23 protein-coding genes are annotated in these 25,081 nt (G+C 41.5%); 13 read left to right on the top strand and 10 right to left on the bottom strand.

What is annotated here, in order from left to right; translation table 11 throughout:
* The first annotated feature begins 42 nt into the window (after window positions 1-42).
* The 4 genes from GS399_RS12555 to GS399_RS12540 are packed head-to-tail and all read left to right on the top strand — an operon-like array spanning window position 43 to window position 5,420.
* Window positions 43-3,630: a response regulator gene (locus GS399_RS12555; RefSeq protein ID WP_160844986.1), complete on the top strand. Its 3,588-nt coding sequence runs from the start codon at window positions 43-45 to the stop codon at window positions 3,628-3,630.
* A gap of 12 nt (window positions 3,631-3,642) precedes the next feature.
* Window positions 3,643-4,014: a response regulator gene (locus GS399_RS12550; protein ID WP_160844985.1), complete on the top strand. Its 372-nt coding sequence runs from the start codon at window positions 3,643-3,645 to the stop codon at window positions 4,012-4,014.
* Window positions 4,015-4,032: 18 nt separating this feature from the next.
* Window positions 4,033-4,854 (top strand): CheR family methyltransferase, encoded by an 822-nt coding sequence (locus GS399_RS12545; protein WP_160844984.1) that lies wholly within the window; start codon window positions 4,033-4,035, stop codon window positions 4,852-4,854.
* Window positions 4,836-5,420, top strand: a complete 585-nt coding sequence (locus GS399_RS12540; protein ID WP_160844983.1) for a chemotaxis protein CheB — start codon at window positions 4,836-4,838, stop codon at window positions 5,418-5,420. Before GS399_RS12545 ends, GS399_RS12540 begins: the two co-directional genes overlap by 19 nt.
* Here the strand turns inward: GS399_RS12540 and GS399_RS12535 are convergent.
* The 5 genes from GS399_RS12535 to GS399_RS12515 form a co-directional block, all read right to left on the bottom strand.
* Window positions 5,417-6,475 (bottom strand): asparaginase, encoded by a 1,059-nt coding sequence (locus GS399_RS12535; RefSeq protein WP_160844982.1) that lies wholly within the window; start codon window positions 6,473-6,475, stop codon window positions 5,417-5,419. The two genes, GS399_RS12540 and GS399_RS12535, sit on opposite strands and share 4 nt — an antisense overlap.
* A 46-nt stretch (window positions 6,476-6,521) precedes the next feature.
* On the bottom strand, window positions 6,522-7,289 hold the full coding sequence (locus GS399_RS12530; RefSeq protein ID WP_160844981.1) for a TatD family hydrolase: 768 nt from the start codon (window positions 7,287-7,289) through the stop codon (window positions 6,522-6,524).
* A gap of 82 nt (window positions 7,290-7,371) precedes the next feature.
* Complete coding sequence (locus tag GS399_RS12525; RefSeq protein WP_160844980.1) at window positions 7,372-8,364, bottom strand: FKBP-type peptidyl-prolyl cis-trans isomerase; 993 nt, start codon at window positions 8,362-8,364, stop codon at window positions 7,372-7,374.
* A 49-nt stretch (window positions 8,365-8,413) separates the two neighbouring features.
* Complete coding sequence (locus tag GS399_RS12520) at window positions 8,414-9,376, bottom strand: FKBP-type peptidyl-prolyl cis-trans isomerase (protein ID WP_160844979.1); 963 nt, start codon at window positions 9,374-9,376, stop codon at window positions 8,414-8,416.
* 12 nt (window positions 9,377-9,388) lie between these two features.
* A complete protein-coding gene (locus GS399_RS12515; RefSeq protein ID WP_160844978.1) occupies window positions 9,389-10,399 on the bottom strand; it encodes a DHH family phosphoesterase in 1,011 nt (336 codons plus the stop codon).
* A gap of 170 nt (window positions 10,400-10,569) precedes the next feature.
* On the opposite strand from GS399_RS12515, the gene GS399_RS12510 reads away from it, so the two are divergent.
* Window positions 10,570-10,989: a nucleoside-diphosphate kinase gene (locus GS399_RS12510; RefSeq protein ID WP_160844977.1), complete on the top strand. Its 420-nt coding sequence runs from the start codon at window positions 10,570-10,572 to the stop codon at window positions 10,987-10,989.
* Between the two features lie 35 nt (window positions 10,990-11,024).
* Here GS399_RS12510 and GS399_RS12505 read toward each other — a convergent pair whose 3' ends face one another.
* Together GS399_RS12505 and recF are read right to left on the bottom strand one after the other, a co-directional pair.
* Window positions 11,025-11,315: a DciA family protein gene (locus GS399_RS12505; protein WP_160844976.1), complete on the bottom strand. Its 291-nt coding sequence runs from the start codon at window positions 11,313-11,315 to the stop codon at window positions 11,025-11,027.
* Window positions 11,316-11,324: 9 nt separating this feature from the next.
* A complete protein-coding gene (gene recF / locus GS399_RS12500) occupies window positions 11,325-12,431 on the bottom strand; it encodes a DNA replication/repair protein RecF (RefSeq protein WP_160844975.1) in 1,107 nt (368 codons plus the stop codon).
* 320 nt (window positions 12,432-12,751) lie between these two features.
* Here recF and GS399_RS12495 point away from each other — a divergent pair, with 320 nt between their 5' ends.
* The 6 genes from GS399_RS12495 (at window position 12,752) to GS399_RS12470 (ending at window position 16,961) form a co-directional block, all read left to right on the top strand.
* Window positions 12,752-13,423 carry a tetratricopeptide repeat protein gene (locus tag GS399_RS12495; protein ID WP_160844974.1) on the top strand — a complete coding sequence of 224 codons (672 nt, stop codon included), beginning with the start codon at window positions 12,752-12,754 and terminating at the stop codon, window positions 13,421-13,423.
* 68 nt (window positions 13,424-13,491) lie between these two features.
* A complete protein-coding gene (gene ribH / locus GS399_RS12490; RefSeq protein WP_160844973.1) occupies window positions 13,492-13,992 on the top strand; it encodes a 6,7-dimethyl-8-ribityllumazine synthase in 501 nt (166 codons plus the stop codon).
* 256 nt (window positions 13,993-14,248) lie between these two features.
* Complete coding sequence (ytxJ, locus tag GS399_RS12485; RefSeq protein ID WP_160844972.1) at window positions 14,249-14,578, top strand: bacillithiol system redox-active protein YtxJ; 330 nt, start codon at window positions 14,249-14,251, stop codon at window positions 14,576-14,578.
* 86 nt (window positions 14,579-14,664) lie between these two features.
* Window positions 14,665-15,546 carry a lipoyl synthase gene (gene lipA / locus GS399_RS12480; RefSeq protein ID WP_160844971.1) on the top strand — a complete coding sequence of 294 codons (882 nt, stop codon included), beginning with the start codon at window positions 14,665-14,667 and terminating at the stop codon, window positions 15,544-15,546.
* Between the two features lie 25 nt (window positions 15,547-15,571).
* On the top strand, window positions 15,572-16,120 hold the full coding sequence (locus GS399_RS12475; protein ID WP_160844970.1) for an RNA polymerase sigma factor: 549 nt from the start codon (window positions 15,572-15,574) through the stop codon (window positions 16,118-16,120).
* A gap of 1 nt (window position 16,121) precedes the next feature.
* The gene (locus tag GS399_RS12470) at window positions 16,122-16,961 is read left to right on the top strand and encodes an anti-sigma factor (RefSeq protein WP_160844969.1); all 840 of its coding nucleotides are present in this window, start codon (window positions 16,122-16,124) and stop codon (window positions 16,959-16,961) included.
* Window positions 16,962-16,973: 12 nt separating this feature from the next.
* On the opposite strand, the gene GS399_RS12465 is transcribed toward GS399_RS12470, so the two are convergent.
* From GS399_RS12465 to GS399_RS12455, 3 genes are all read right to left on the bottom strand, one after another.
* Window positions 16,974-18,473: an NAD(P)H-hydrate dehydratase gene (locus GS399_RS12465; protein ID WP_160844968.1), complete on the bottom strand. Its 1,500-nt coding sequence runs from the start codon at window positions 18,471-18,473 to the stop codon at window positions 16,974-16,976.
* Between the two features lie 93 nt (window positions 18,474-18,566).
* The gene (gene uvrA, locus GS399_RS12460; RefSeq protein WP_160844967.1) at window positions 18,567-21,410 is read right to left on the bottom strand and encodes an excinuclease ABC subunit UvrA; all 2,844 of its coding nucleotides are present in this window, start codon (window positions 21,408-21,410) and stop codon (window positions 18,567-18,569) included.
* Between the two features lie 130 nt (window positions 21,411-21,540).
* Window positions 21,541-22,368, bottom strand: coding sequence for a lytic transglycosylase domain-containing protein (locus GS399_RS12455; protein ID WP_160844966.1), 828 nt, complete (start codon window positions 22,366-22,368; stop codon window positions 21,541-21,543).
* Window positions 22,369-22,577: 209 nt separating this feature from the next.
* On the opposite strand from GS399_RS12455, the gene GS399_RS12450 reads away from it, so the two are divergent.
* Both GS399_RS12450 and GS399_RS12445 read left to right on the top strand, forming a co-directional pair.
* Window positions 22,578-23,861 (top strand): pseudouridine synthase, encoded by a 1,284-nt coding sequence (locus GS399_RS12450; RefSeq protein WP_160844965.1) that lies wholly within the window; start codon window positions 22,578-22,580, stop codon window positions 23,859-23,861.
* A gap of 101 nt (window positions 23,862-23,962) precedes the next feature.
* Window positions 23,963-25,081, top strand: a complete 1,119-nt coding sequence (locus GS399_RS12445) for a lactonase family protein (RefSeq protein WP_160844964.1) — start codon at window positions 23,963-23,965, stop codon at window positions 25,079-25,081.

Below are 25,081 nucleotides of genomic sequence, written 5' to 3'. Positions count from 1 at the left end.
ATCACCGCATCATCACTCGAACTATTAAGATTACATAAATAAATGAAAAATTCATTTACCAGGAATTTGCAGATAGGATTTAGCATTTCGCTGATTATCTTATTAATCAGCTCGCTGGCTTCGTACATTAGCATTAAAAACTTGCTGACAAGCTCGGAAATGGTGGATCACACAAATAATGTGATTCAGGAATTGGATGGCGTTATTTCTACAATGAAGGACGCGGAGACCGGACAGCGGGGATATTTACTTACAGGGAACGAAGTTTTTTTAGATCCCTATAAAGGCTCTTCGCAAAAAGCTCTCTCTGCCGTTAAGCGCATCAAATCATTAACAATTGATAATGATGTTCAGCAACAGAATTGCGACAGCCTGCAGCTCATGATCGGCAACAGGCTTAACATACTTCAAAATCTTATTGATCTGAAACAGCAAAACCGGGCTGTGAGCGTCGCCCAGTTATTGCAGGGCAAATCCTATATGGATCAAACCCGCGCACTTATTAAAAAGATGGAGCAAATGGAGCGCTCGTTCCTCCAGACACGCACCGAGAAAATGAATGCATTTGCGGGCTTTACTCCGATTGTAATAATTATAGCCGCAATCCTAGCTTTAGGAATCACGATCTCGTTTTATTTCCGCTTAATAAGCGACTTTAAAGAACGTGAACGATTACAACAGGTACTTGCCAAAAAAGACGAAGACATCACACGTCGGATCGATATCATCCAGAAAATTGCTGAACAAATTTCTGCAGGCGATTACACCACCCGCGTAGCCGATGAAGAGAAAGACAATCTCGGCAGTCTTTCATTGTCGCTTAATAAAATGGCTGGCTCGCTGGAATATTCTTTCAGCTTGCTTCAGGATAAAGAATGGCTGCAGGCTGGTATTGCTGGCCTGAATGACCGCATGATAGGCGATCAGGATCTGCCTGAACTGACCGGCTCTGTGATGGAATTTGTGGCAGACTATACCGGCAGCCAGTTAGGTTCCCTTTATATTCTCGAAAATGACCAACTTAATTATTACAATGGCTATGCGTTTTTACCAAAACCGGATAGGCGCACCATCAAGCTAAGTGATGGTATAGTTGGCCAGGTGGCTACTTCTGGAAAGCAGATAATAGTAAAAGATGTCGATCCGGAGTTTATCACAGTGAGTTACGCTGCTGGCGAAATCCGTCCGCGAGAAATAATTGTAACCCCTATCTTCCATGAAAATAAGGTAAAAGGTGTCGTCGGCATTGCTTCAGTAAACGGCTACAGTGATAACATTGTGGAATTTATTAATACTGTTTCACGAAATATAGGCATCGCTATTTATAGTTCGCAGAATAGAAAACGTCTTCAGGAACTATTAGAAGAAACACAATCTCAATCAGAAGAATTACAGGCACAACATTCTGAACTTGAGAATCTGAACACTGAACTGGAAGCGCAGGCACAAAAATTACAGGTTTCTGAAGAGGAACTAAGAGTACAGCAAGAAGAGCTTCTACAAGCCAATCAGGAACTCGAAGAACGAAGCCGCCTGCTTGAAGAAAAGAACCAGGTAATTGTTGAGCGAAATATTGACATTCAGCGAAAAGCTGAGGAACTCGAAATAAGCACGAAATATAAGTCTGAATTCCTGGCAAACATGTCGCATGAGCTACGTACACCGCTGAATTCGATTTTGCTGTTGTCGCGCTTATTATCTGAAAATACCGACGCTAATTTAAATGACGAACAGGTTGAATCGGCAAAAGTAATTCAGAGTTCCGGGAACGGCCTCCTCTCCCTTATTGACGAAATACTCGATCTCTCAAAGATTGAATCCGGAAAAATGGACCTTGAGTATTCTCGTGTCACTCCACGGGAGGTCGTCAATGACCTTCAATCTTTATTTAGCCCGATAGCCCGGGAAAAAAACCTCGCACTAAATATCTCGATAGCAGAAAATGCGCCTCAGCAGTTTGAAACCGATCGGATGAGGCTGGATCAGATCCTTAAAAACTTGCTATCGAATGCTTTAAAGTTCACCACAAAGGGCTCTGTCAACCTCGAAATCGACACAACAGACGATAGCAACATTAAATTTGTTGTAACGGATACGGGTATCGGTATCCCCAAAGAAAAGCAAAAACTAATATTCGAAGCATTCCAGCAAGCGGACGGATCAACACGCAGAAAATTTGGCGGAACGGGGCTCGGACTGTCAATAAGCCGTGAACTGGCGAAACTGTTAGGTGGTGATATTCAATTAGAAAGCCAGCCAGATAAAGGAAGTACTTTTATCCTTACTATTCCACCAAATAAGCCCGACGAAAATGCGACGACAGAAGCGCCAGTACCGGCTATGGAAACTTTCAAACCGGAAAGAACGGTTTCGGCGCCATCCTCATTTATTGTTCCTGAGATTCCTGAGGACGTACCTGACGATCGTAATAATATACAGCAAGGCGACAATATTGTCCTTATCGTTGAAGATGATACAAACTTTGCCAAAGCCTTGTTAAATTTTACGCATAAACGCAACTATAAAGGTATTGTAGTGGTTCGGGGAGATCAGGCTCTTGATATGGCCTTGCATTACTCTCCCAAAGCAATATTGCTCGATATTCAGCTTCCGATGAAAGATGGCTGGCAGGTAATGAATGAGTTGAAAACCAATTCGGCGACCAGGCATATTCCGGTTCATATAATGTCGTCGATGGAGGTCAAGAAAGAAAGTCTCATGAAAGGCGCTGTTGATTTCATAAACAAACCTGTCGCGATTGAAAACATGCAGCAAATGTTCCAGAAGCTGGAAGATGCATTAAACCGGCATCCGAAAAAAGTATTAATAGTAGAGGAAAATCCAAAGCATGCAAAGGCACTGGCGTACTTCCTTGAATCGTTTAATATCAATGCGGAAATAAAAGACTCCGTTTCTGAAGGAGTAAATGCTCTTCAGAACCAGGACGTCGATTGTGTAATTCTCGATATGGGAATTCCAGACCAAACAGCTTATCAAACACTCGAAACAGTTAAGCAAAATCCGGGGCTTGAAAATCTGCCAATAATTATTTTCACCGGTAAAAACCTTTCTAAGGCCGAAGAAAGCCGGATAAAAAAATATGCCGATTCGATCGTTGTAAAAACCGCGCATTCATACCAACGGATACTGGATGAAATTGCATTGTTCCTTCACCTTGTAGAAGAAAAGGAGCATCCGGAAAAGAAGCAATCTCAAATGCAGCGGCTGGGAATGCTCAACGAAGTGTTAAAAAACAAAAAGGTGCTTATCGCAGATGATGACGTTCGCAACATTTTTTCGTTAACCAAAGCCCTCGAACAGCATCAGATGAACATCATCTCGGCAACAGACGGAAAAGAAGCACTTAAGCAATTGCAGGAAAATCCGGATGTCGACCTCATTTTAATGGACATGATGATGCCAGAACTGGACGGTTATGAAACAACAACACAGATAAGGCAAAACCCGAAATATAAAAATCTGCCGATATTGGCGGTAACCGCAAAAGCGATGTTAGGTGATCGGGAAAAATGTATCAGTGCAGGTGCCTCAGATTATATTTCAAAACCAGTAGATATTGATCAATTACTGTCATTATTGCGCGTCTGGCTTTACGACAAAGCGTTCTAAGAGTTTTTAAAGATGGACGAAGCAAAACAAATTCTCATCGTTGACGATGACCCGCGAAATATTTTCGCCTTGAACCTGGTACTAAAATCGAGAGGTTATAAATGCTTTAGTGCCCCCGGAGCAGCTGAAGCCTTTAAAATTTTGCAGAACAATAACAATATTGGCATTATTTTAATGGATATGATGATGCCTGACATGGACGGTTATGAAGCCATAGCTGAACTGCGCAAAACCAGGAACACGTCGCAGATACCTGTTATTGCGCTTACTGCCCAGGCGATGGTTGGCGACAGGGAACGCTGCTTGCGTGCCGGTGCGGTGGATTATGTTTCAAAACCTGTGAATGTGGACGCGCTAATAGAAATCTTACAAAAATATTTGTAATAAAAACATACGCTATCTGTGGATATAAGTGCCATACATGATGAAGATGTAGAAATTTTGCTAAACGATGTTTTTGAACTTTATGGCTACGATTTTACCGAATACTCAAAAGCTTCGATAAAGCGCAGGATAAACCGGCTGTTCACGTTAGACAAGTTTCCGAGTTTTGCTGAATTGCGTTATAAGGTAATAAATGACCCCAATTATCTGAAACGATTCATTGAAGAGATTACGGTAAACGTTACCGAAATGTTCCGTGATCCGTCTTTTTACCGCGTTTTGAGAGAAGAGGTCTTGCCCGCGCTCGGCACCTACCCCTTTATCAGGATCTGGCACGCTGGATGTTCAACAGGCGAAGAAGTGTATTCGATGGCTATCCTGCTTAAAGAGGCCAATCTATATCACAAATCTTTACTATACGCAACAGATATTAACCCTAGTGTGGTAGAGAAAGCTCGTAACGGCATCTTTCCTATGGGAATGATGAAACAATATTCCGAAAACTACATCGCTTCCGGTGGAAAAAAAGACTTTTCCAGTTATTATTCAGCGAATTATGATCTGGCAAAATTTGATGAAAGTTTGAAGCAAAAGATGATTTTTGCTACTCACAACCTGGTATCGGATAGCTCATTCAATGAGTTTCAACTTATAATTTGCCGTAACGTACTTATTTATTTCGACCGAAATCTGCAGACAACTGTATTCGACCTTTTTAACGAAAGTCTGGAAAATTTGGGATTCCTGGCGCTGGGCTCTAAGGAGAGTATCAGATTTTCACCGATCGCGAAAAACTTCAAACAAATACAACGCGAAAAAATATGGCGAAAAACGGTCTAACGCTTGCAAAAAATCTTCTGCTGATAGGCGGGTCGGCCGGTAGTTTGGAGGTGATACTACAATTTCTCCCTTTCATTCAATTAGGTCCAGACCTGGCAATTGTCATGGTGCTGCACCGTAAGGCAGGGGATGATTCTCCGTTAGTCGAACTGTTAACGTTCAGAACACATACACCTGTAAAGGAAGCAGAGGAAAAAGAGCCTGTAAACGGCGGAGTGATCTATGTTGCACCGGCAGATTATCATCTCCTTGTTGAGCGAAATTTAACCTTTTCGCTCGATTTTTCAGAAAAAGTGAATTATAGCAGGCCTAGCATTGATCTGACTTTTCAAACCGCTGCGGAAGCGCCGTTTACCAAACTTACGTGCTTATTACTTTCGGGTGCCAATGAGGATGGATCGGCTGGAGTAGAGGCCGTTAAATTGGCTGGCGGCACTTTCGCCGTTCAGGATCCCTCAACCGCGGAAGTTTTCTTTATGCCGCAAAAAGCGATTAACAGGGTCAAACCAGATTTCCTGTTAAAGCCAAAAGACATGAGCGACTTCATTAACTCGTTAAACAGTTAATAAAGTGTATTCTTTTTCAGATAGAGAGTATTCATGTTATTGGAAAGCTCTCCCCGAAGATTTGTCTCGAGCAATTCCTTAATTCTGTCGTTTGTGAAACCGCGTCCAAGCAAAAACATCAATTTAGTAACAGCTGCCTCAAACGTCATGTCGAAACCGCTTGCCACACCCATTTCTTTAAGAGCCTGGCTTGTTTCGTAACGGCCGATCTCGACCATCCCAACCTTACATTGAGAGATATCAAGAATAATCTTTCCTCTTTTAATTGCAGATTCCAGGCAATTCAGGAACCACTCATCGGTTGTAGCATTACCGGCACCAAATGCCTCCATGATAATCGCTTTCGCATCGGAGTTGACAATTGCAGATACCGTATCCTTGCTGATACCAGGGTAAAGCTTCAAAACTGCTATTGAATTATCCAATCGCTTATGAACCCTGAACACACAGTCATCGCAGGATCTGATGCTCGCTTCGTTATAACGTAAATGAACACCTGCTTCGGCTAATACAGGGTAGTTTGGCGACCTGAACGCTTCAAATTTTGCCGAATTATATTTAAATGCCCGATTACCACGAAATAGCTGAAAATCAAAATAAATACAAACCTCCGGCACTTTAGCTTTGCCGTTAGTTTTTTTGCTGGTAGCTATTTCAAGCGCTGTAATGAGGTTCTCCTTCGCGTCGGTTCGTATCTGCCCGATAGGAAGCTGGGAGCCGGTAAACACAACCGGTTTATTCAACCCTTCGAGCATGAAACTTAATGCCGATGCGGTAAAGGCCATGGTGTCAGATCCGTGAAGGATTACGAAACCGTCAAATTCATCATATCGTTCTTCTATTTTTTCGGCTAGCTCTATCCAAATTTCGGGCTTCATGTTCGACGAATCGATAATCGGATGGAATGAATGAACGGTGATCTGGTAGTTCAGTCGTTTTAATTCCGGGACATTTTCCAGTATTTGGCTGAAATCGAGCGGAACCAACGAGCCTGAGCCAGAATCACTTACCATGCCAATGGTACCGCCGGTGTAAATGATTAAAATTCTGGTCATATAGTACTGTCGAATTTCGTGTTTAATTCTTTCAAAAGAGAAAGGTTCAAACAGAAAATATTTTTTTTGAATTTTCTGTGGTGATATACGCCACATCCTCTATACTCATTTGAAGTAAATCGGCAACTTTTTGAGCTACATAAACCAGATAGCTGCTTTCGTTCGGTTTTCCTCTGAATGGAACCGGTGTCAGATAAGGTGAATCGGTTTCTAAAACCAGGTTATCCGCTTTTAATTGAGCTACAACTTCAGCAAGGCCCGCATTTTTGTAAGTAACAACGCCTCCGATACCTAAATAAAAGCCAAGTTCAATTATTTTATTTGCTTGCTCCAGGTCGCCGGTAAAGCAATGAAATATTCCCTTTAAAAGCTCATCCTTTTCCTCACATAAAATTTCATAAACCTCATCGAACGCATCCCGACAATGAATAACAATTGGCAGATCTAAACCTTTCGCCCATGAAATCTGTTTCCTGAACGCTTCTTTTTGTATTTCAAGTGTCGATTTGTCCCAATAAAGATCAATTCCGATCTCTCCTATCGCAAAGATTTTGTACTGGTTAATCGCATTGCGAATCTCTTCAAGCTCGTCCTGGTAATTCTCTTTAACATCGCAGGGATGTAAACCAAGCATCGGAAAACAGTTAGCCGAAAATTTCGCAGAAGTTTCCATTACCAGTGGAATAGAAGAAGCATCCACGTTGGGGAGAAACATTCGTGATATGCCATTTTTCAACGCCCGATCCACCAACGCGTTAAGCTTGTCCGGATCCGTTTCGTAGTAAATATGCGTATGGCTATCTGTTAAAATCATATAAATAATAAGGGTTATCTCTAAACAATTCGTTCAACCTTAAAAACGGCAAAATTAATTATTTGAGATAACCCCGAGGTTATTATTTTTTGGGAGCTACCTTTTTAACAGGTGCTTTCGTCGCTGGCTTAGCGACTGGTTTTTTAACGGGAGCCGCAACTGGCTTAACTGCGCTCTTCGGCTTTTTAACACGAACCATATCTATGTCAAACAGCAATGTGCTGAATGGAGGGATATCGTTACCCGCACCGCGATCGCCGTAGCCTAAGTCAGATTGAATAATTAGCTTTCCGCTACCACCTTCGTTGAATAGCATCAAGCCCTCATCCCAGCCTTTAATTACCTGGCCTTCTCCAACAACAACTTTAATTGGCTCATATGTTCTTCCTGGTTGCTGCAATCCTGCTTGTTTCGCAACCGATTCAACACTTGAATCGAATACTTTTCCGTCAATAGTGCGGCCGGTATAATTTACAAAAACGGTATCGCCTTTTAGTGGCTTAGGTTTAACCGAAGTTTTCGATATAACATAAATCAGCCCGGACGGCGTTGCTTTAACAGGCAATTTGGCTTCGGCAAGATATTTTGCTAAAGTCGCTTTTTCCATGTTCTTCATATCGTCCATTTGTTTCTGACGTTCAGTTGTAGCTTCTTCCAGGCTTTGAACCTTATCAATTTTTATTGTGAAATTGATAAAGCTTCCCTTCGGCAAAAACGGCGGGCGTTGATCCTCGTAATCTTTAAAGATTGAATCTGTAGGAACTTTTACAAGCGCACTGTCTTTATCTGCCAGCAACGGAAATACATCCATCAAATCAGCGACGCTTCTTGATGCTTGTATTTGAATTTTAACAGGCTGCCCGTTTTTATAGCTGCTAAGAAGCACCGAATCTTTATCCGTTTTTTGAGTGAAATCAAACGTAATCACGTCGTTCAACTTGATTTTCGGGCCTGCATTACTGGTGAAGATTTTATATTGCGCCCCTTTCGATGTTGTTTTAAACGAAGCATCCTGGGCAAGCACGCCAATCGGTGCAAACAGTGCCGGGAAAATGTAATAGAGTAATTTTTTCATATCAAAGCAAAAAGGGTGTTCGAATTATCGAACACCCTTTGTATCGTTTTTATTTTTTAACCGGAGCCGGAGTTGTTACCGGAGCGGCTGCTGCTGTCGCTGATTTGGGAATTATATTAATTACTTCAATATCAAACACCAACGGAGTGTACGGTGGGATTGCCTGATTTCCTTGTTGCCCGTAAGCCAGGTTAGAAGGCAGGATTAATTTCACTTTTGTTCCTTTAGGGAATAAAGCCAAACCTTCATCAAAACCAGGAATTGAAGCCTGAACTCCAACCGGAAGTTTGATCGGCTTGTAAGGACGCATTGCATTATAAATCTGCTTGTTTTCTTTCGCGATTGATTCGATGCTTGTGTCAAACACTTTTCCGGTTACGAAAGATCCTGTATAGTTCACTTCGATTGTGTCACCAACGTTAGCCTTTATGCCTGCGCCCTGTTTTTCCACAACATATTTAAGCCCTGATGCAGTTACAGTAGGTTTCAGGTTTTTCGACGTGATATAAGCGTTAATTTTACCAGCTTCACCTTTACGTGCTGTTTCAGCTTCGTCTTTAAGATATTGCTGAATTTTGCCGTTGAAAATGCTGTCGGTCAAATTTCCTTTCGGAATAACTTTCTCTACCTTAATATTGAACACTAAGTACTTGTCTTTTGAACCTGCTGGTTTCGGCATGCCCATTTTTTTCTCCATCGAATCGATGTTTACTTTAAAGGTAGCACTATCGCCCTCACTTAATAAAGTTAGCGCGGTGTATAAGTCTCCCTTGAAAACCGGTTTTTGAACTGGCATCATCGAAGGGCGGTCATAGTCATATGAGCTATATAATACTGAGTCACCTTCTGTTTTTTCAATGGCTTTAAAAGCGATAAAGTCGCCTTCTTTGATATTTTGACCGTCTTTATCAGTATTGATTTTATAAAGCAAATCGCCATCTCCCTTTTTATACTGCTGGCAACTCGCGAAGCCAAGAGTAGCAACTGCTAAAACAACTAAACTTTTTTTCATTTTTTCAGATAATTATTGGATTAATAAACTTTTATATTCTGGTAATATTGATTTAAATTGATTCACTGTCTCCTCCAGGGATTTTTCAGAATAGCCGCCGGCAGCGTTTCGATGACCACCGCCGTTGAAATATCTTTTACATATTTCGTTGGCAGGGAAATCGCCTTTTGATCGAAGCGACAATTTCACTTTATCGGGTCTTTCGATAATTAAAGCGGCAAGCTTTACACCGTTGATTGTTAACGCATAATTAACCAGGCCTTCCGTGTCACCGGTTATGATGTTATATTTCTGCAGCTCTTCCTGATTAATTGAAATAAATGCGGTGCAATATTCCGACTGCACTTCCAGCTTATTCAGAAGGCTATAGCCTAAAAACCTCAGCCTGTTTTCAGAAAAGTTATCATAAACCTGCTGATGGATCTTCCAGTTTTCGGCACCCGCAGCTATAAGTTCAGCAACGATACGGTGTACCTCGGCTGTGGTTGATGGGAAGCGGAACGATCCGGAATCCGTCATAATCCCGGTATAAAGACATGTTGCCACGTCCTTATTCACAAGTTCCGGCTCATTCATTTGATTAGCAATAAAATCATAAACCAGCTGGGCGCTTGCACAAGCATTAATGCTCCAATGCCTGAAATCATCAAAGCCTTCCGGCTCGAGATGATGGTCGATCATAATTTTTTTTGCCGCCGAGGCCCGGACCTTTTCGCCCATTTCGTTAATGCGGGAAAGCGCGTTAAAGTCAAGGCAAAAAATCAGGTCTGCATTTTCAATCAACTTATCACTTTCCGTTATTTTTTCCGTATAAATTATAACTTCTGGGTTACCTGGAAGCCAATGCAAAAAAACAGGATAATCTGTTGGCGTGATCACACGAACTGTGTGTCCTTTCTGCTCAAGATAGTGGTACATACCGAGCGAGGAACCCATTGCATCGCCATCAGGCTTGTGATGCGTGGTTATAACAATATTTTTAGGGTGCGCTAATAAGTCTCTCAGCAGTGCTATCTCTGACATCAATTTAAAAAGAATGCAAAGCTATTAAAAACCTGCACGATACAATAATAACATTATTTTTTTTTGTCGTGCAAAAACATTCCAGATTATTAGTGTTTTAACCCAGTCGGCCAATGGCAAGTGTGACTTTAAAAGCATACCTTTGCGGCGATTTTATATAAAAAAGAGAAATGGCAACAAACAGAACTTTCACCATGATTAAGCCTGATGCAGTTGGAAACGGACACATCGGTGCAATTTTAAATGACATTATACAAGGTGGTTTTAAAATCATCGCGATGAAATACACCAGCTTAAGCGATGAAATTGCAGGACAATTTTACACGGTTCACAAAGAACGCCCTTTTTATGGCGAACTGGTTTCTTTCATGTCATCAGGACCAATTGTTGCAGCTATTTTAGAGAAAGAAAATGCGGTGGAAGATTTCCGCAAACTGATTGGCGCTACTGATCCTTCCAAAGCTGAAGCAGGAACGATCCGTAACAAATACGCGAAGTCAATTGACGCGAACGCGATACATGGTTCAGACTCTGATGAAAATGCTGAAATTGAAGGAAGCTTCTTTTTCTCAGCTTTCGAAAGGTTTTAACAAAACTTTTATTCCTGTAAGATCGCTGGTTGATTTTACAGGAATATTATTTCCTCTACAACAACGCTACCTGCCCTTTCGTTCATTTTTTCCATGATCTGTGAGCGAATCATTATCAGCTCATTTTTGATCACCGATGACTCCAGCCGCAGAAAAAGCTTTTTATCACGTATATAAATGGTTTTGGTTCGATTGGCAATCGATTGTCCCATCATTTCAGGCCAGGCGGCAATGAGCGAGGTTTCATCAAACTTCCGCTTAAGCTTATAAACTTTCAGCATCTGTTCAAAAACTTCTTTTAATGGTTTATCGTTGGTACGGCCCATGTCTGTTTGTTAATTGACTTCGGCTACGTTACCGTGATCAACAGCAAATATCTTCACTTTCACCCGGATATCTTCGAAAATTTTACCAACACGCAAGCTGCTTGTATCAGTAATAAATATCTGGCCAAAATCTTCGTGTGATACCATCTCCATCAATTTTCGGATACGCTTATCATCCAGTTTATCAAATATGTCATCCAGCAACAATAATGGCTTATAACCTTTCTGCCGTACCAAATACGAATACTGTGCAAGTTTCAGAGCGATCAAAAACGACTTTTGCTGGCCCTGCGAACCGAACTTCTTCATAGACATCCCGTGAATACTAAATTGCAGATCGTCTTTATGAATACCGTTCGTGGTACGCTCCAATACCCTGTCACGCTCGGTCGAACGTTTCAATAACTCACGAAAATTCTCATCTTTCAGCTGTGATTCATAAATCAACTCTACTTGCTCTGCATTCTCCGATAGGTATTGATAATGAGCATTAAACAGTGGAATGAAAACATCAACAAACTCTTTTCGTTTCCGGAATATCTTATCTCCGGATAATGATAATTGTTCATCAAAAATTTCGAGCAGCTGCGGATCATATCTTCCGGTATCTGCAATCTGCTTAAGCAATGCATTCCGGTTCGCCAGGTTCTTATTATAACTGATCAGTTCGTCGAGATATTGATTATCCGTTTGCGAGATCGAGTTATCGATAAAACGGCGGCGTTCTTCACTGCCTTCGATAATTATGCTGATATCATAAGGAGAGATCATTACGACAGGAAAGAGTCCGATGTGATCGGCAAGCCGCTGGTAATCTTTTTTGTTACGTTTAAATTGTTTTTTCTGCCCGCGTTTCATCGAGCATGATATTAATTCAGACCTGTCAGTTTTCTCAAAACTTCCCTGAAGCATAAAAAACTCCGTGTCGCTTTTAATTTGCTGTACGTCGGCCGGATTAAAATAACTTTTGCAAAGACACAGATAATGAATGGCATCCAGCAAATTGGTTTTGCCAGCGCCGTTATCTCCTGTAAAAGCATTTACTGAGGAAGAAAAATTTAACTCAGCCTCGGTATAGTTTTTAAAATTTAATAACGAAAGTTTTTCAAGCTCCATAAGGGGATTCAAACTTAGATAAAATTTGGGTTTAATAGTAAATGCACCAATGTTTTGTAGGCGGACCGCTCACAGTTAAACCCGGGTGCCGCGGATACCGGCCATGCGGCTAAGGCCTGTGCAGTATGAGCAGAACACGGGACGAATATAAAAAGAACATAGAACCATGATTTTCAAACATTTAAAGTAAATTACCCTGTTTTGTAGTCGACTGCAAGCAGAATATTTGTTAACAACTCATAAGAAAAAAACCTATTGATAATAGATGTTGCATGTATAGTTGAAAACATTATTTTTGCAGACTTTAATTTTTTACGCAAATGGCGAAAAATCAAACAGATAATATTCAAACACCTGTTAAACCAGGTTCGGGGAACTTTGTGAGGGAGAATCAGAAAAGCCTGGTATTTATTGGCGGTGCTATTGTTGCGCTTGTCCTTTTATATTTTGGTTACCAAAAATTTTACCTGGCTCCGCGGGCTGAAAAAGCAGCAAACGAAATTTTTAAGGCGGAAGAATACGTAGCCGTTGACTCATTGGAAGACCGCGCGATAAAAGGCGACGGATCTTATCCGGGATTTGAAAAAATTGCGGAAGAATATTCTAACACTAAGTCTGCAAACCTTGCCAACGCATACCTGGGAGGCTTGTATCTGCAAAAAGGAGAGTTCCAAAAAGCACTGGATGCTTTAGGAAATTACAGCAATACTGGCAGCCCGGTTATTGACCCGCTGGTATTAGGTATGATGGGTGATGCATACAGTGAATTGAAAGATTATAAAAAAGCCGCTACTTATTATAAAAAAGCCGCTGATAAAAGCGACAATTCATTTACTACACCATTGTTCTTAAAGAAGCTCGGCTTGGTTTACGAAGAACAGAAAGATTTTGAATCAGCGCTTGATGCTTATAAAAAGATCAAGGCGAATTACCCTGAAAGCGCAGAAGCTGCTGTGATCGATTCATACATCGCTCGTGCAGAAGCTAAATAATTATTATAGATAAAACTTTAGATGGTTATTGTGATTAATATCATGATAACCATTTCTTTTTTATATCAATGGCAACTCAACTAAAAAACCTTTCTGATTTTTCTAACGTAACAATTCCGGATGCTTCTCCATACAGGTTTGCAATTGTTGTTGCGCAATGGAATGCCGAAATAACTAATGCTTTATTAACCGGAGCTTATAATTTCCTGCAAAATAAAGGAGCATTGGAAGAGAATATTCTGGTAATCGAAGTCCCCGGAAGTTTTGAACTTACATCGGGTGCGGATATGGCTTTAACGAGCCAAAAAATTGATGCCGTTATTTGTCTTGGCTGCGTGATACAGGGCGAGACACGGCATTTTGATTTTATCTGTAACGCTGTGGCAAACGGTATAACCCAACTTGCGATTAAACACGGCAAGCCGGCGATATTTGGAGTACTAACAACCGATAACCAGGAGCAAGCTCAGGACCGTGCAGGCGGCAAACATGGCAACAAAGGTGAAGAGGCTGCTGCAACAGCTATTCAAATGGCTGATTTAAAGAACAGGCTTAACTTCAAACATTAGCAAACAATTGTAAATAAATAAGTTAATTTATACCTTTAAGCTCTCAAAAAGTATATGAAAAGATTAGCAATCGGAGTTTTAGCATTATTTATCTCTGCCAGCGTACTTGAGTCATGCTCTTCAAAGTCGTGCCCGGCATATAATTCTTATCCAAAATCCCGCAGAGGAGCTTAATATTACAGGCTTTTTACACTCATTTTTACATTGGCCGAGCAGGCTTTGTTATTTTTGCATGTAATAATAAGTCTAACTATCTATGAATTGGATACCACTTACATCGCCTGAGCAACTTCAGGAAATAAAGAACAATAACGGTTACAGCATCATATTTAAGCATAGCACACGCTGTTCAATCAGCATGATGGCTAAACGTAAGTTTGAATTTGAACGCGAAGCTTTACCAGAGAACACGCCTGTTTACTTTTTAGATTTAATCAGCTACCGTGATGTTTCAAATAAAGTAGCGGAGCTTTTCCATATACATCACGAATCGCCACAACTTTTGCTGATTAAAGACGGCGAATGTGTTTATGAAACTTCTCATGGAGAAATTTCCGCGGAAGATGCCGCAAGCATGATCGCCTGATCATTGGGATAAATTTAAAAGCAACAGGCAGGTCACAATTCCTGTTTACACTTTGTGTTTTAAGCATTATCACATACTTTTGTTCTATGATTGATTTGCCTGTAATTCCTGCCAATCAGGTTCAACGCAAGCCAGACTGGCTTCGGGTTAAGCTGCCTGTTGGTAAAGAATATGCGCATGTGCGCAGCCTTGTTGATACTCATAAGCTTCATACCATCTGCGAAAGCGGAAACTGCCCTAACATGGGCGAATGCTGGGGTGCAGGCACAGCAACTTTCATGATCCTCGGTAATATTTGTACACGTTCGTGTTCTTTTTGCGCAGTTGCTACAGGGCGTCCACTGGCTGTTGATCTCGATGAGCCCAACCGTGTCGCTACCTCGGTAAAACTAATGCAGGTAAAACACTGTGTTATTACTTCTGTTGACAGGGACGATTTGAAAGACGGGGGATCTACAATCTGGGCCGAAACAATAAATGCCATTCGCAAGGAAAGTCCTGAAACGACACTTGAAACCTTATTGCCAGATTTTAAAGGAAACTGGGAAAATTTAAAAAGGGTTCTGGCTGTTCGGCCGGAAGTCGTTTCGCACAACCTGGAAACAGTACGGCGGTTAACCCGCGAAGTTCGCATCCAGGCGAAATATGACCGCAGCCTTGAATGTCTTAGCCATATAGCTGCTGAAGGATTGCGCACCAAGTCTGGTATTATGCTCGGCCTTGGAGAAACAGAAGAAGACGTCATCGAAGCTATGACAGATCTTCGGAATGCCGGTGTCCATATTCTTACTTTAGGCCAATATTTGCAACCAACAAGAGCACACCACCCGGTAATCGACTGGATAACACCCGAACAATTTATTTATTACAAACAAATTGGCTTAAATATGGGTTTCAGATACGTTGAGAGTGGACCGCTGGTACGATCATCTTACCACGCGGAAAAGCACCTCTTCGAATTTGAATGATCCTAAAGTTTCTTAAGGCCTTTTAATGAAAACCAGGAAAATTACGCTTACCGAGCATGATCTGGTTGATGCATTGCGACAAAAGAAAAAAATTGGCGCGGAGGCTTTATATGATATGTACTCAGCTTCGCTGTTTGGTGTAATTAATCGCATTATACAGCATGAAGAGCTAAGCGAGGATATTTTACAGGAAACCTTCGTAAAAATATGGAATTCATTCCCTTTATTTGATTCGTCGAAAGGGCGCCTGTTTACATGGATGGTCAACATTGCCCGTAATTTGGCTATTGACAAAGTCCGTTCAAAGGACTTTAAAAATACTGCCAAAAACCAAGACATTGAAAATACCGTAAATTTGATTGATGAGAGGCAAAACACCGCTTTGAATCCTGAAACACTTGGGGTTAAGGAGTTAGTGGGAAAGCTTAAACCAGAGCAAAAATCGATTCTCGACCTGGTTTATTTTAGGGGATATACTCATGTGGAAGCCGCCGAGGAACTGGATATTCCATTAGGAACTGTTAAGACTAGGCTTAGATCGGCTATAATAACATTAAGATCTTTTTTTAATTAAAGTGGAAGATATAAAAACATATATTGAAAGTGGCATACTTGAGCTTTACGTTTTAGGCGATCTGCCTGAAAACGAAATGCGAGAAGTTGAAGCTATGGCCGCTCAATATCCCGATGTAAAATCGGAGCTATCTGCCATTGAAGCCGCGGTTGAAGGATATGCCCGCAGTCATGCTATTGATCCTTCCGAAAAATTAAAGATTAAGGTACTGCAGGCTCTTGATTTTGATGAGGATGACTCGTTCGAGCCAGTTGTTAACGCCAAACCGATACGCGAGGTGCCTAAAATTGTACCTCTCAAAGACAATAACTTTTATCGATACAGCTTTGCTGCTTCCTTATTATTGCTGCTTATAAGCTGGATTGCTTTATTTGTACTTTATAGCCGGCTTCAAAATTCAAAGGAGCAGATCGCCAATCTGCTTACGTCGAACCAGCAGTTTTCAAACCGGGTTAACTACCTGGATAAACAGCTCAAGGAATCGAGCACTTCCCTAAGCATTTTAAAAAATCCGGATTTCAAAATGATCAGGCTGCAGGGAACGAAAAATGCTCCGTCAGCAAGCATGATAGTTGCTTTTAACCCGCGCAAGAGCGAAGTATTGATTGACTTCGCCGCGTTAAAAATGCCGGCAACCGATCAAACTCATCAATATCAGCTTTGGGCACTTGTTGATGGCAAACCAGTCGACCTGGGAGTTTTTGACAGCGCCACCGATAGCTTAGGCATGAAAAGAATGAAAGCTATTGAACGTGCACAGGCGTTTGCGGTTACACTCGAACCTCGCGGGGGCAGCGCAAGTCCAACAATGGAACAAATGATTGCGATGGGAGCTATCTGATTAAGCTTTTAATTAAAGCCAATTTTCTCCCATTATCTCTGAAATTTTTATTGGAATATTTTTTACCAGCGCCGATGGCGGACAAATGTAGCCCGGATAGTTTTCGCCACAATATCCATGAATATACGTTCCTAAAATTGCCGCATCTTTAGGTTCGTAGCCTTGGGCGAGGAATGATACAATCATGCCCGTTAATACGTCACCCATTCCGCCTGTAGACATTGACGGACTTCCTGTGGGATTGATACAAACCTTTCCATCCGGCATGACGATAAAGGTATACCTGTTCTTCAACACAATTATCAACTGATTTTCCGCGGCCTTCTTCTTCGCAGTTTCTACACGGCCCCACCAAGTGTTATGCTGGCCAAATAATCGGTCAAACTCTTTCATATGCGGCGTAAGAATTGAATAGTCAGGTAATTTTTTGAGCCATTCCAGTCGTTGCGATAACATATTCAAAGCGTCTGCGTCAATAACCAATGGCACCTGCGACTTTAAAACCATGTCTTTGATCAGCTTCACTGTTTCTTCGCTATATCCAAGTCCCGGGCCAGCCGCAATGGCATTATATTTTTCCAAATCGGTAAATGTAAACGAGCGTTCCCTGATTATTGCCATTATCTCAGGAATTCGGGCATTCAAGCCGGCAAGCCCCTGTGGCGGAATACAGGCAGTGGTCAAACCGGCTCCGGTTTGCATACAGGCTTCTGCACAAAGCAATGCAGCACCCATAGTTTGATCGCTGCCCGCAACTATCAATCCATGCCCAAAAGTACCTTTATGGCTAAATTGCTTACGCGGTCTCAGTATTTTTTGAACGTCCTCACGGCGAATCAATTTGAAATGGCTATCCTGCCCGGCTAAAAATTCTTCATCCAGGCCTATATCAGCAATTTCAAAGCGATTAATAGCCGCACCTGATTCCGGGAAGAAAAAGTTAATTTTTGGAAGTTGGAAGGTAATTGTTAAATCGGAATGTATAACTGCTGCTTTCGGATCAATATGATCCTCACAACAGAAACCGCTAGGAATATCAACAGAAACAATTTTGGCGGGAATCTTATTCAGAAATTCGATTAATGCTCTGTAATACCCTTCCACCGGCCGGCTTAAACCTGTACCCAATAAGGCATCAATTACAACGACCGCATTTTCACCCTCAAAATTATCGTTCTTTATTTCAACGGGTGCTACATCTACCTCGGCTAACCGTTTAAGGTTTGCATCAAATTCAGGGCTGGCTTTGTCGGTAAACCTGGCTATCTTAACGGAAATAGCAGAATAGCCACGTTGCTTTAATTGTCGCGCAATTGCCAGGCCGTCACCACCATTGTTGCCGGTACCGCAATAAATGCTTATTGATGTGCTTTTTTGAGGATATTGGTTTGTGAAAATATCTGTAAAAGCTACAGCCGCAGTCTCCATCAAATCGATAGAACTGATTTGATCTTTACTAATTGTATGTGAATCTGCCTGGCGTATCTGGGTTGATGTGAGAAGATTAAGCATGTGAAAAGTATTAGAATACTGCCTTCGATCAATTATACCTTAATCAAACCCATTCTTCTGCAAAAAGTTTACCGCCGCGGTCTAAAAAATAAGCTATCTCCCCATTTCAATTTTCAGGAACTTGCCGGTGTGACTTCGTTCATTTTTTATCAGATTTTCGGGGGTTCCTTCAAACAGTATTTCTCCGCCGCCGGATCCTCCTTCAGGACCAAGATCGATAACCCAATCTGCAACTTTCACTACGTCAAGATTATGTTCGATAACAAGTACGGTATTCCCGTGATCAACCAACCTGTTTAAAACGCCAAGCAACACGTTAATATCTTCAAAGTGAAGGCCTGTAGTCGGTTCATCTAAAATATAAAATGTTTTACCAGTATCTTTTTTAGATAGCTCAGTTGCGAGCTTCACCCGCTGGGCTTCTCCACCGGATAAGGTGGTTGATGACTGCCCTAATTTAATATAGCCCAACCCTACATCGTTAAGTGTTTTGACTTTTCGGTAGATCGCCGGTATCGGCTCGAAAAAGGGCACAGCTTCCTCGATACTCATGTCGAGTACGTCGCTGATTGACTTACCACGATAACGAACCTCGAGTGTTTCCCGATTATATCTTTTTCCGCCGCATTCTTCACAAGGCACTTGTACGTCGGGAAGGAAGTTCATTTCAATAAGTTTCATGCCCGCTCCCTGGCATGTTTCGCAGCGCCCGCCCTTCACATTAAATGAAAAACGACCCGGTTTATATCCACGGATTTTTGCTTCCGGCAGCTGCACGAACAAGGCGCGGATATCGGAAAATACCCCGGTGTAAGTCGAAGGATTTGACCGCGGCGTGCGGCCAATAGGTGCCTGATCGATCTCAATTACTTTATCAATATGCTCGAGTCCTTCAATTTTTTTGAAAGGCATCGGCTGTTTTTTTGCTCTGAAAAAGTGGTGATTAAGAATAGGGTATAGCGTTTCAGTAATCAGGCTGGACTTCCCGCTTCCAGAGACACCTGTCACCGCGATAAATGTTCCCAAGGGAAATTTTGCGGTTACATTTTTCAGATTGTTTCCGGTAGCATTTTTAAGAACCAGCGTTTTTCCATTCCCTTTGCGGCGATTTTTAGGAATTTCAATTTCCTTTTCGCCGCTCAGATAAGCGGTGGTGAGCGTTTTTATCTTTTTGACTTCTTCAGGGCTACCCTCTGCAACAACCTCTCCGCCATGTACACCGGCCGCAGGACCCATATCAATCACATAGTCCGCCTCCAGGATCATATCCTTATCGTGTTCAACAACAAGTACAGAATTGCCGATATCACGAAGATTCTTTAAAGCTGAAATCAGACGGGCATTATCGCGCTGATGAAGCCCGATACTTGGTTCATCCAGAATATATAAAACGTTTACCAGTTGTGAACCGATTTGCGTTGCAAGCCTTATACGCTGTGCTTCACCGCCCGACAATGTTTTCGCTGTACGATCAAGTGTTAAGTAATTCAATCCTACATCAAGCAGAAAACCGATCCGGGCACGTATTTCTTTTAGAATTTCTTTAGCAATTACATTTTGCCGCTCGTTCAACCTGTCTTCTAACTCGTTAAACCAGGCGCCGAGTAACGAAATATCCATCGAAGCCAGCTCGAATATATTTTTATGATCAACCTTAAAATGCAGCGATTCTTTCTTAAGCCTTGCGCCTTCACAAACCGGGCAAGTTTTGAGAATCCTGAAATTTTCCAGATCCTCCATTGTTTCATCGCCCCTGCGTTCCGTTTGCTCTTCAAGAATTTTAATTATACCATCAAAAGTGATCTGATAATTTTGTACGTTCCACTTGTTGTATTCGACCGGAACGGTTAAAATTTCATGGGTGCCGTTCAAAATAATCTCTATTACTTCGCGTGAAAGTTTTTCGATAGGTGTCGATAATGAAAAATCATATTTCTTGGATAGAGCTTTCAACACCTGGAAAAGCCACGTTTCCCGGTACTCACCAAGTGGCGCCAGTCCACCCTGCAGAATGCTTAATTTCGGATTCGGCATTACCGAAAGCTCATCGATTTCAAATATGTAGCCCAGCCCATCGCAACGTTCGCATGCGCCATAAGGCGAATTAAACGAGAAGGTATTTGGTTGCGGTTCGTCGTAAGAAATTCCCGAAGCGGGATCCATTAAGAACTTGCTGAAGAAAAATTCATTGTTATCCTTGTCAGAAATCTTGATAATACCTTTTGCGATTTTCAAAGCCTGTTGAACTGACAGACGCACCCTATTTTTATCCTTCTCCTGTATGATTAAGCGATCAACAACGATTTCAATATCATGAACTTTGTAACGGTCAAGCTGCATTTTAGGCCTGATATCTTCTATTTCCCCATCAACACGCACTTTGAGAAATCCTTGTTTTCTGATCTGTTCAAAAAGTTCACGATAATGCCCTTTTCGTCCTTTAACTACCGGAGCGAGGATGTTCATGGGCTTGCCATCAAACCTTTCGAGAATGGTTTTTATGATCTGATCCTCAGACATCCGTTCCATTTTCTCGCCGGTAACATAAGAAAATGCTTCACCAACACGGGCAAAAAGCAAACGCAAAAAATCGTATATTTCAGTGATGGTTCCAACAGTCGACCGCGGATTTTTTGAAGTGGTTTTTTGTTCGATTGCGATAACAGGACTAAGGCCGGATATTTTATCGACGTCGGGACGTTCCATACCACCCAAAAACTGCCGCGAATAAGCGCTGAAGGTTTCCATGTAACGCCGCTGGCCTTCGGCGTAAATCGTATCAAAGGCTAATGATGATTTTCCGCTGCCGCTTAAACCGGTAATTACAACCAGTTTGTTCCTGGGAAATGAAATGTCAATGTTTTTAAGGTTGTGAACCCTTGCTCCGTAAACTTCTAAATCTTTCTGCTCGCCGAGATCGGTGACCGTGTTACTCATAAAAAATCCTTCGGAAAATGAAAGGTAAAGATGCGAATTTTTTTAGCAGGAAGCGTCGAGCTGATGTAATAAAACGGCTGTGCCGACAGCCTAAAACGATGTATTTGCCGGCACAGCCGCCGCTAATTTATTAGTTTACCTGTGGGTTATAGAGTTGCAAACCAATGCGTTCAACGATTGGATCCTTAAAGTCACTCTTTTTAGCATTTTTATAAGCAAGTAGTTTTGGCTTTTCCACAAAGCCATATTTTGACGGATTTTCAATAATCTGCTTCATGCTCACCAGGTTATAAATGTAGGAGCCTGTCTCACGATTCAGCTTCAGTTTAAAATAATTATCCTGATTTTGACGATTGATCTGACGCAATAGCTTCACATCTCCAAGGTTATATGCCGCAGCAACAAGTGTCCAGCTCTTAAGGCTTTTATACATCTCGTTGAGATATTTACATGCTGCAACTGTCGATTTGCGCATATCCTGCCGTTCATCAACCGCCGAATTTACCCTTAAACCGTAATTCCTTGCTGTTCCGGGCATAAACTGCCAATAGCCCGAAGCGCCTTTAGGAGATGTTCCGGCTTGCAATCCGCTTTCTACCAATGGAATGTATTTAAAATCTTCGGGAATTCCATAAATACGAAGGATTGGCTCAATTACCGGAAACCATTGCATAGCCTTACGATGCAGTTTGGTTGTTTGAATTTTCTCGTAAGAATGATTTTTAAGCGCTTTATAAACCTTGTAATTTACTTTTGGATCGCCTACCGGAAGATCTTCGTTGGCGAAATTAAGCCTTGATTTAGGAGCTTCAGCCTTGACCTCTGTTGCCAGAGTCTGCTCATTTTGTGATGTTTTTTTACTAACCGTTTGAACGGGTTTTACCTGGTAAATAGATGCTTTGATTAACACTGTCAAAACCAACATCACTGAGCACGCTAATAAGTGTTTCTTTATCATGTGCTTTCTTTTAGTTAAACAAAAAAAGTTTGCAAACTTAACCAATATTAGCCTAATTACCAAATAGTTACGAAAAACCGTCTTTATAACCATTTAAACTCTGTTTTTTGTCGAGAAAAAAGTATCACTGAAAATCAAACACATAGCTAAATTTTCATGTTATTTTTATAAATTTGCACCCCCCTTAAAAAAGGATAGAAAAGCGTATCATGCCATCAAAAAATTTCAGGAACAGTCGCGACGACAAGTCCAAAAAGTTCAACCGCGACGAGAAACCCAACAGTAAAAGACCAAGATTGTTTGACAAAGATCAGAAGGGTGGTTTTAAAAGCGGCTCCGACAAATCTTCTTCCAGTGAGGATCGTCCTTTTGGGTTCAAGAAAAAGACCTTCGATAAACCAAGCGGATTTTCGCGAGACGACCGCAATCGAAGCGATTCTCCAAGAAAGTATGGCCGTGATTCATCAACGGAAGGAAGCAAACCATTCAGAAGCAGGGACGGTGAAAAAAAACGCTTCGATTCGAATGAGAGGCCTGGCAAACCTTCGTTTAAAGGGGATGACCGTAAGGGAAATTCATCATTCTCAAAGCCGTACAACAAATTTGACAAAGACGCTAAAATTGGAAAAGATTCGGCCGACCGTGGAGAATTTAAAAGCAAATTTCATCAAAAAAGTTCCGGGTCTGAACAAAGAAACTTTAGCGGCGGTGAACGGAAATGGACACATGAAGAAACGTTTAAAACACCAAATCGCGAACGAAAGCCAAAAGAAAACGATGGCTTGATCCGGTTAAACCGCTACATCTCGAACGCGGGAATTTGTTCCCGCCGTAAAGCCGACGAACTGATATCGGCTGGCGTAATTTCCGTAAACGGCGAGGTAGTTTCTGAACTTGGCCATAAAGTCAATCCCGCAAAAGATGTAGTACGCTATAATAACGAGACGCTTAAACGCGAAAAAATGGTTTACGTGCTGTTGAATAAACCAAAAGATTATATCACAACAACAGACGATCCACACGAAAGACGCACGGTAATGGAGCTTGTCGAAAAAGCTTCCCGCGAACGGATATATCCTGTCGGGCGACTTGACCGGAATACCACTGGCTTACTTCTGATGACTAATGACGGTGATCTCGCTGATAAATTATCACATCCCAAAAACAACATTACCAAACTTTATCACGCGGAGTTAAATAAAAGCCTGACACAGGGAGATCTTAATAAAATTGCTTTTGGATTGGAACTAGAAGACGGATTTATTAAACCTGACAGCGTTTCATATGTTCAGGGCGCTAGTAAACGTGAAATTGGAATTCAGATACACAGTGGAAAAAACCGTATCGTAAGACGGATTTTCGAACAACTTGGATATGAGGTAGTTAAATTAGACAGAGCTGTATACGCTAATCTTACAAAAAAAGATTTACCTCGTGGCCGCTGGAGATACTTAGACGAAAAAGAGATAATCCAATTGAAACATTTAATGTAATTAAGACAAGCCTCAGCCTTCTGAGGCTTTTTTATTGTAAACAAATTTTAAATTGCATCACGATTTAACGGAACTAACATTAATCAATCCGCAGACTAACAATGAAAAAATTAATTGCAATAATGGCTCTGACAATTCCTTTGGCGGCTTTGGCGCAAAAAAGCACGCTATTGATCGGCACCTATACCAACACAGGAAAAAGTGAGGGTATTTATGTTTATGATTTTGATAGCCACACCGGCAATCTTACTTTAAAAAACAAGGCAACTGGCATTGAGAATCCATCATACCTCGCAATTTCACATGATAAGAAAACGGTTTATTCGGTTTCTGAATTTGGGAAGGAACGAAACGGAAGTGTTTTTGGTTTTGGATTTGATGAAGCTTCTGGCAAGCTTGACTTTAAAAACAAACAAAATGTTGGCGAAGGTCCCTGCTATGTAACAGTTGATGCAAAAGACAATTATGCCTTTACAGCCAACTACGCGGGCGGCTCTGTATCTGCATTAAAAATTCAGCATGACAGATCGTTGACCGCCGATGTGCAAACCATTCAGCATGAAGGCAGCAGTGTAAATAAAGACAGGCAGGCAGCGCCACATGTTCACAGCACCGTTCTTTCGCCGGATAATAATTATTTGTTTGTGAGCGATTTGGGTACAGATAAGATCAACATCTATCAATTAAATAAGGCCGGCTCAGAAAAGCCGCTTAGCGTTGCGAAAACACCCTATGTGACTGTAAAACCAGGCAATGGGCCAAGGCATTTGGTTTTTCATCCAAATAAAAAATTCGCTTACCTGGTGCAGGAAATGAGCGGAAGTGTTGACGCCTTCATATACAAGGATGGTACGTTGAAACAATTCCAGGAAATAACAATGCTTGCTCCCGACTTTAAAGGCCAAACCGGAGCCGCCGCTATTAAAATTTCCGACGATGGAAAATTCCTATATGCTTCCAACCGAGGTGACGCAAATGAAATAATAATTTATTCTATTGACGTTAAAACCGGAAAGCTAGCATACGCCGGCCGTCAGTCTACGATGGGAAAAGCACCACGTGATTTCAGCATTGATCCATCTGGTAATTTCTTACTGGCTGCGAATCAGGATACTGATGACATTTTTGTATTTAAAAGAGATAAGAAAACGGGACTGTTAAGTCAGAATGGAAACAAACTTGATATTGGCCGTCCTGTTTGTCTTTTATTCGTGAAGTAA

The organism is Hufsiella arboris (genome assembly GCF_009834875.1).
In the GTDB taxonomy this organism is placed as follows: domain Bacteria; phylum Bacteroidota; class Bacteroidia; order Sphingobacteriales; family Sphingobacteriaceae; genus Hufsiella_A; species Hufsiella_A arboris.
The sequence above is the reverse complement of the archived record's forward strand: the minus strand, read 5'-3'. Positions and strand labels throughout refer to the sequence as shown.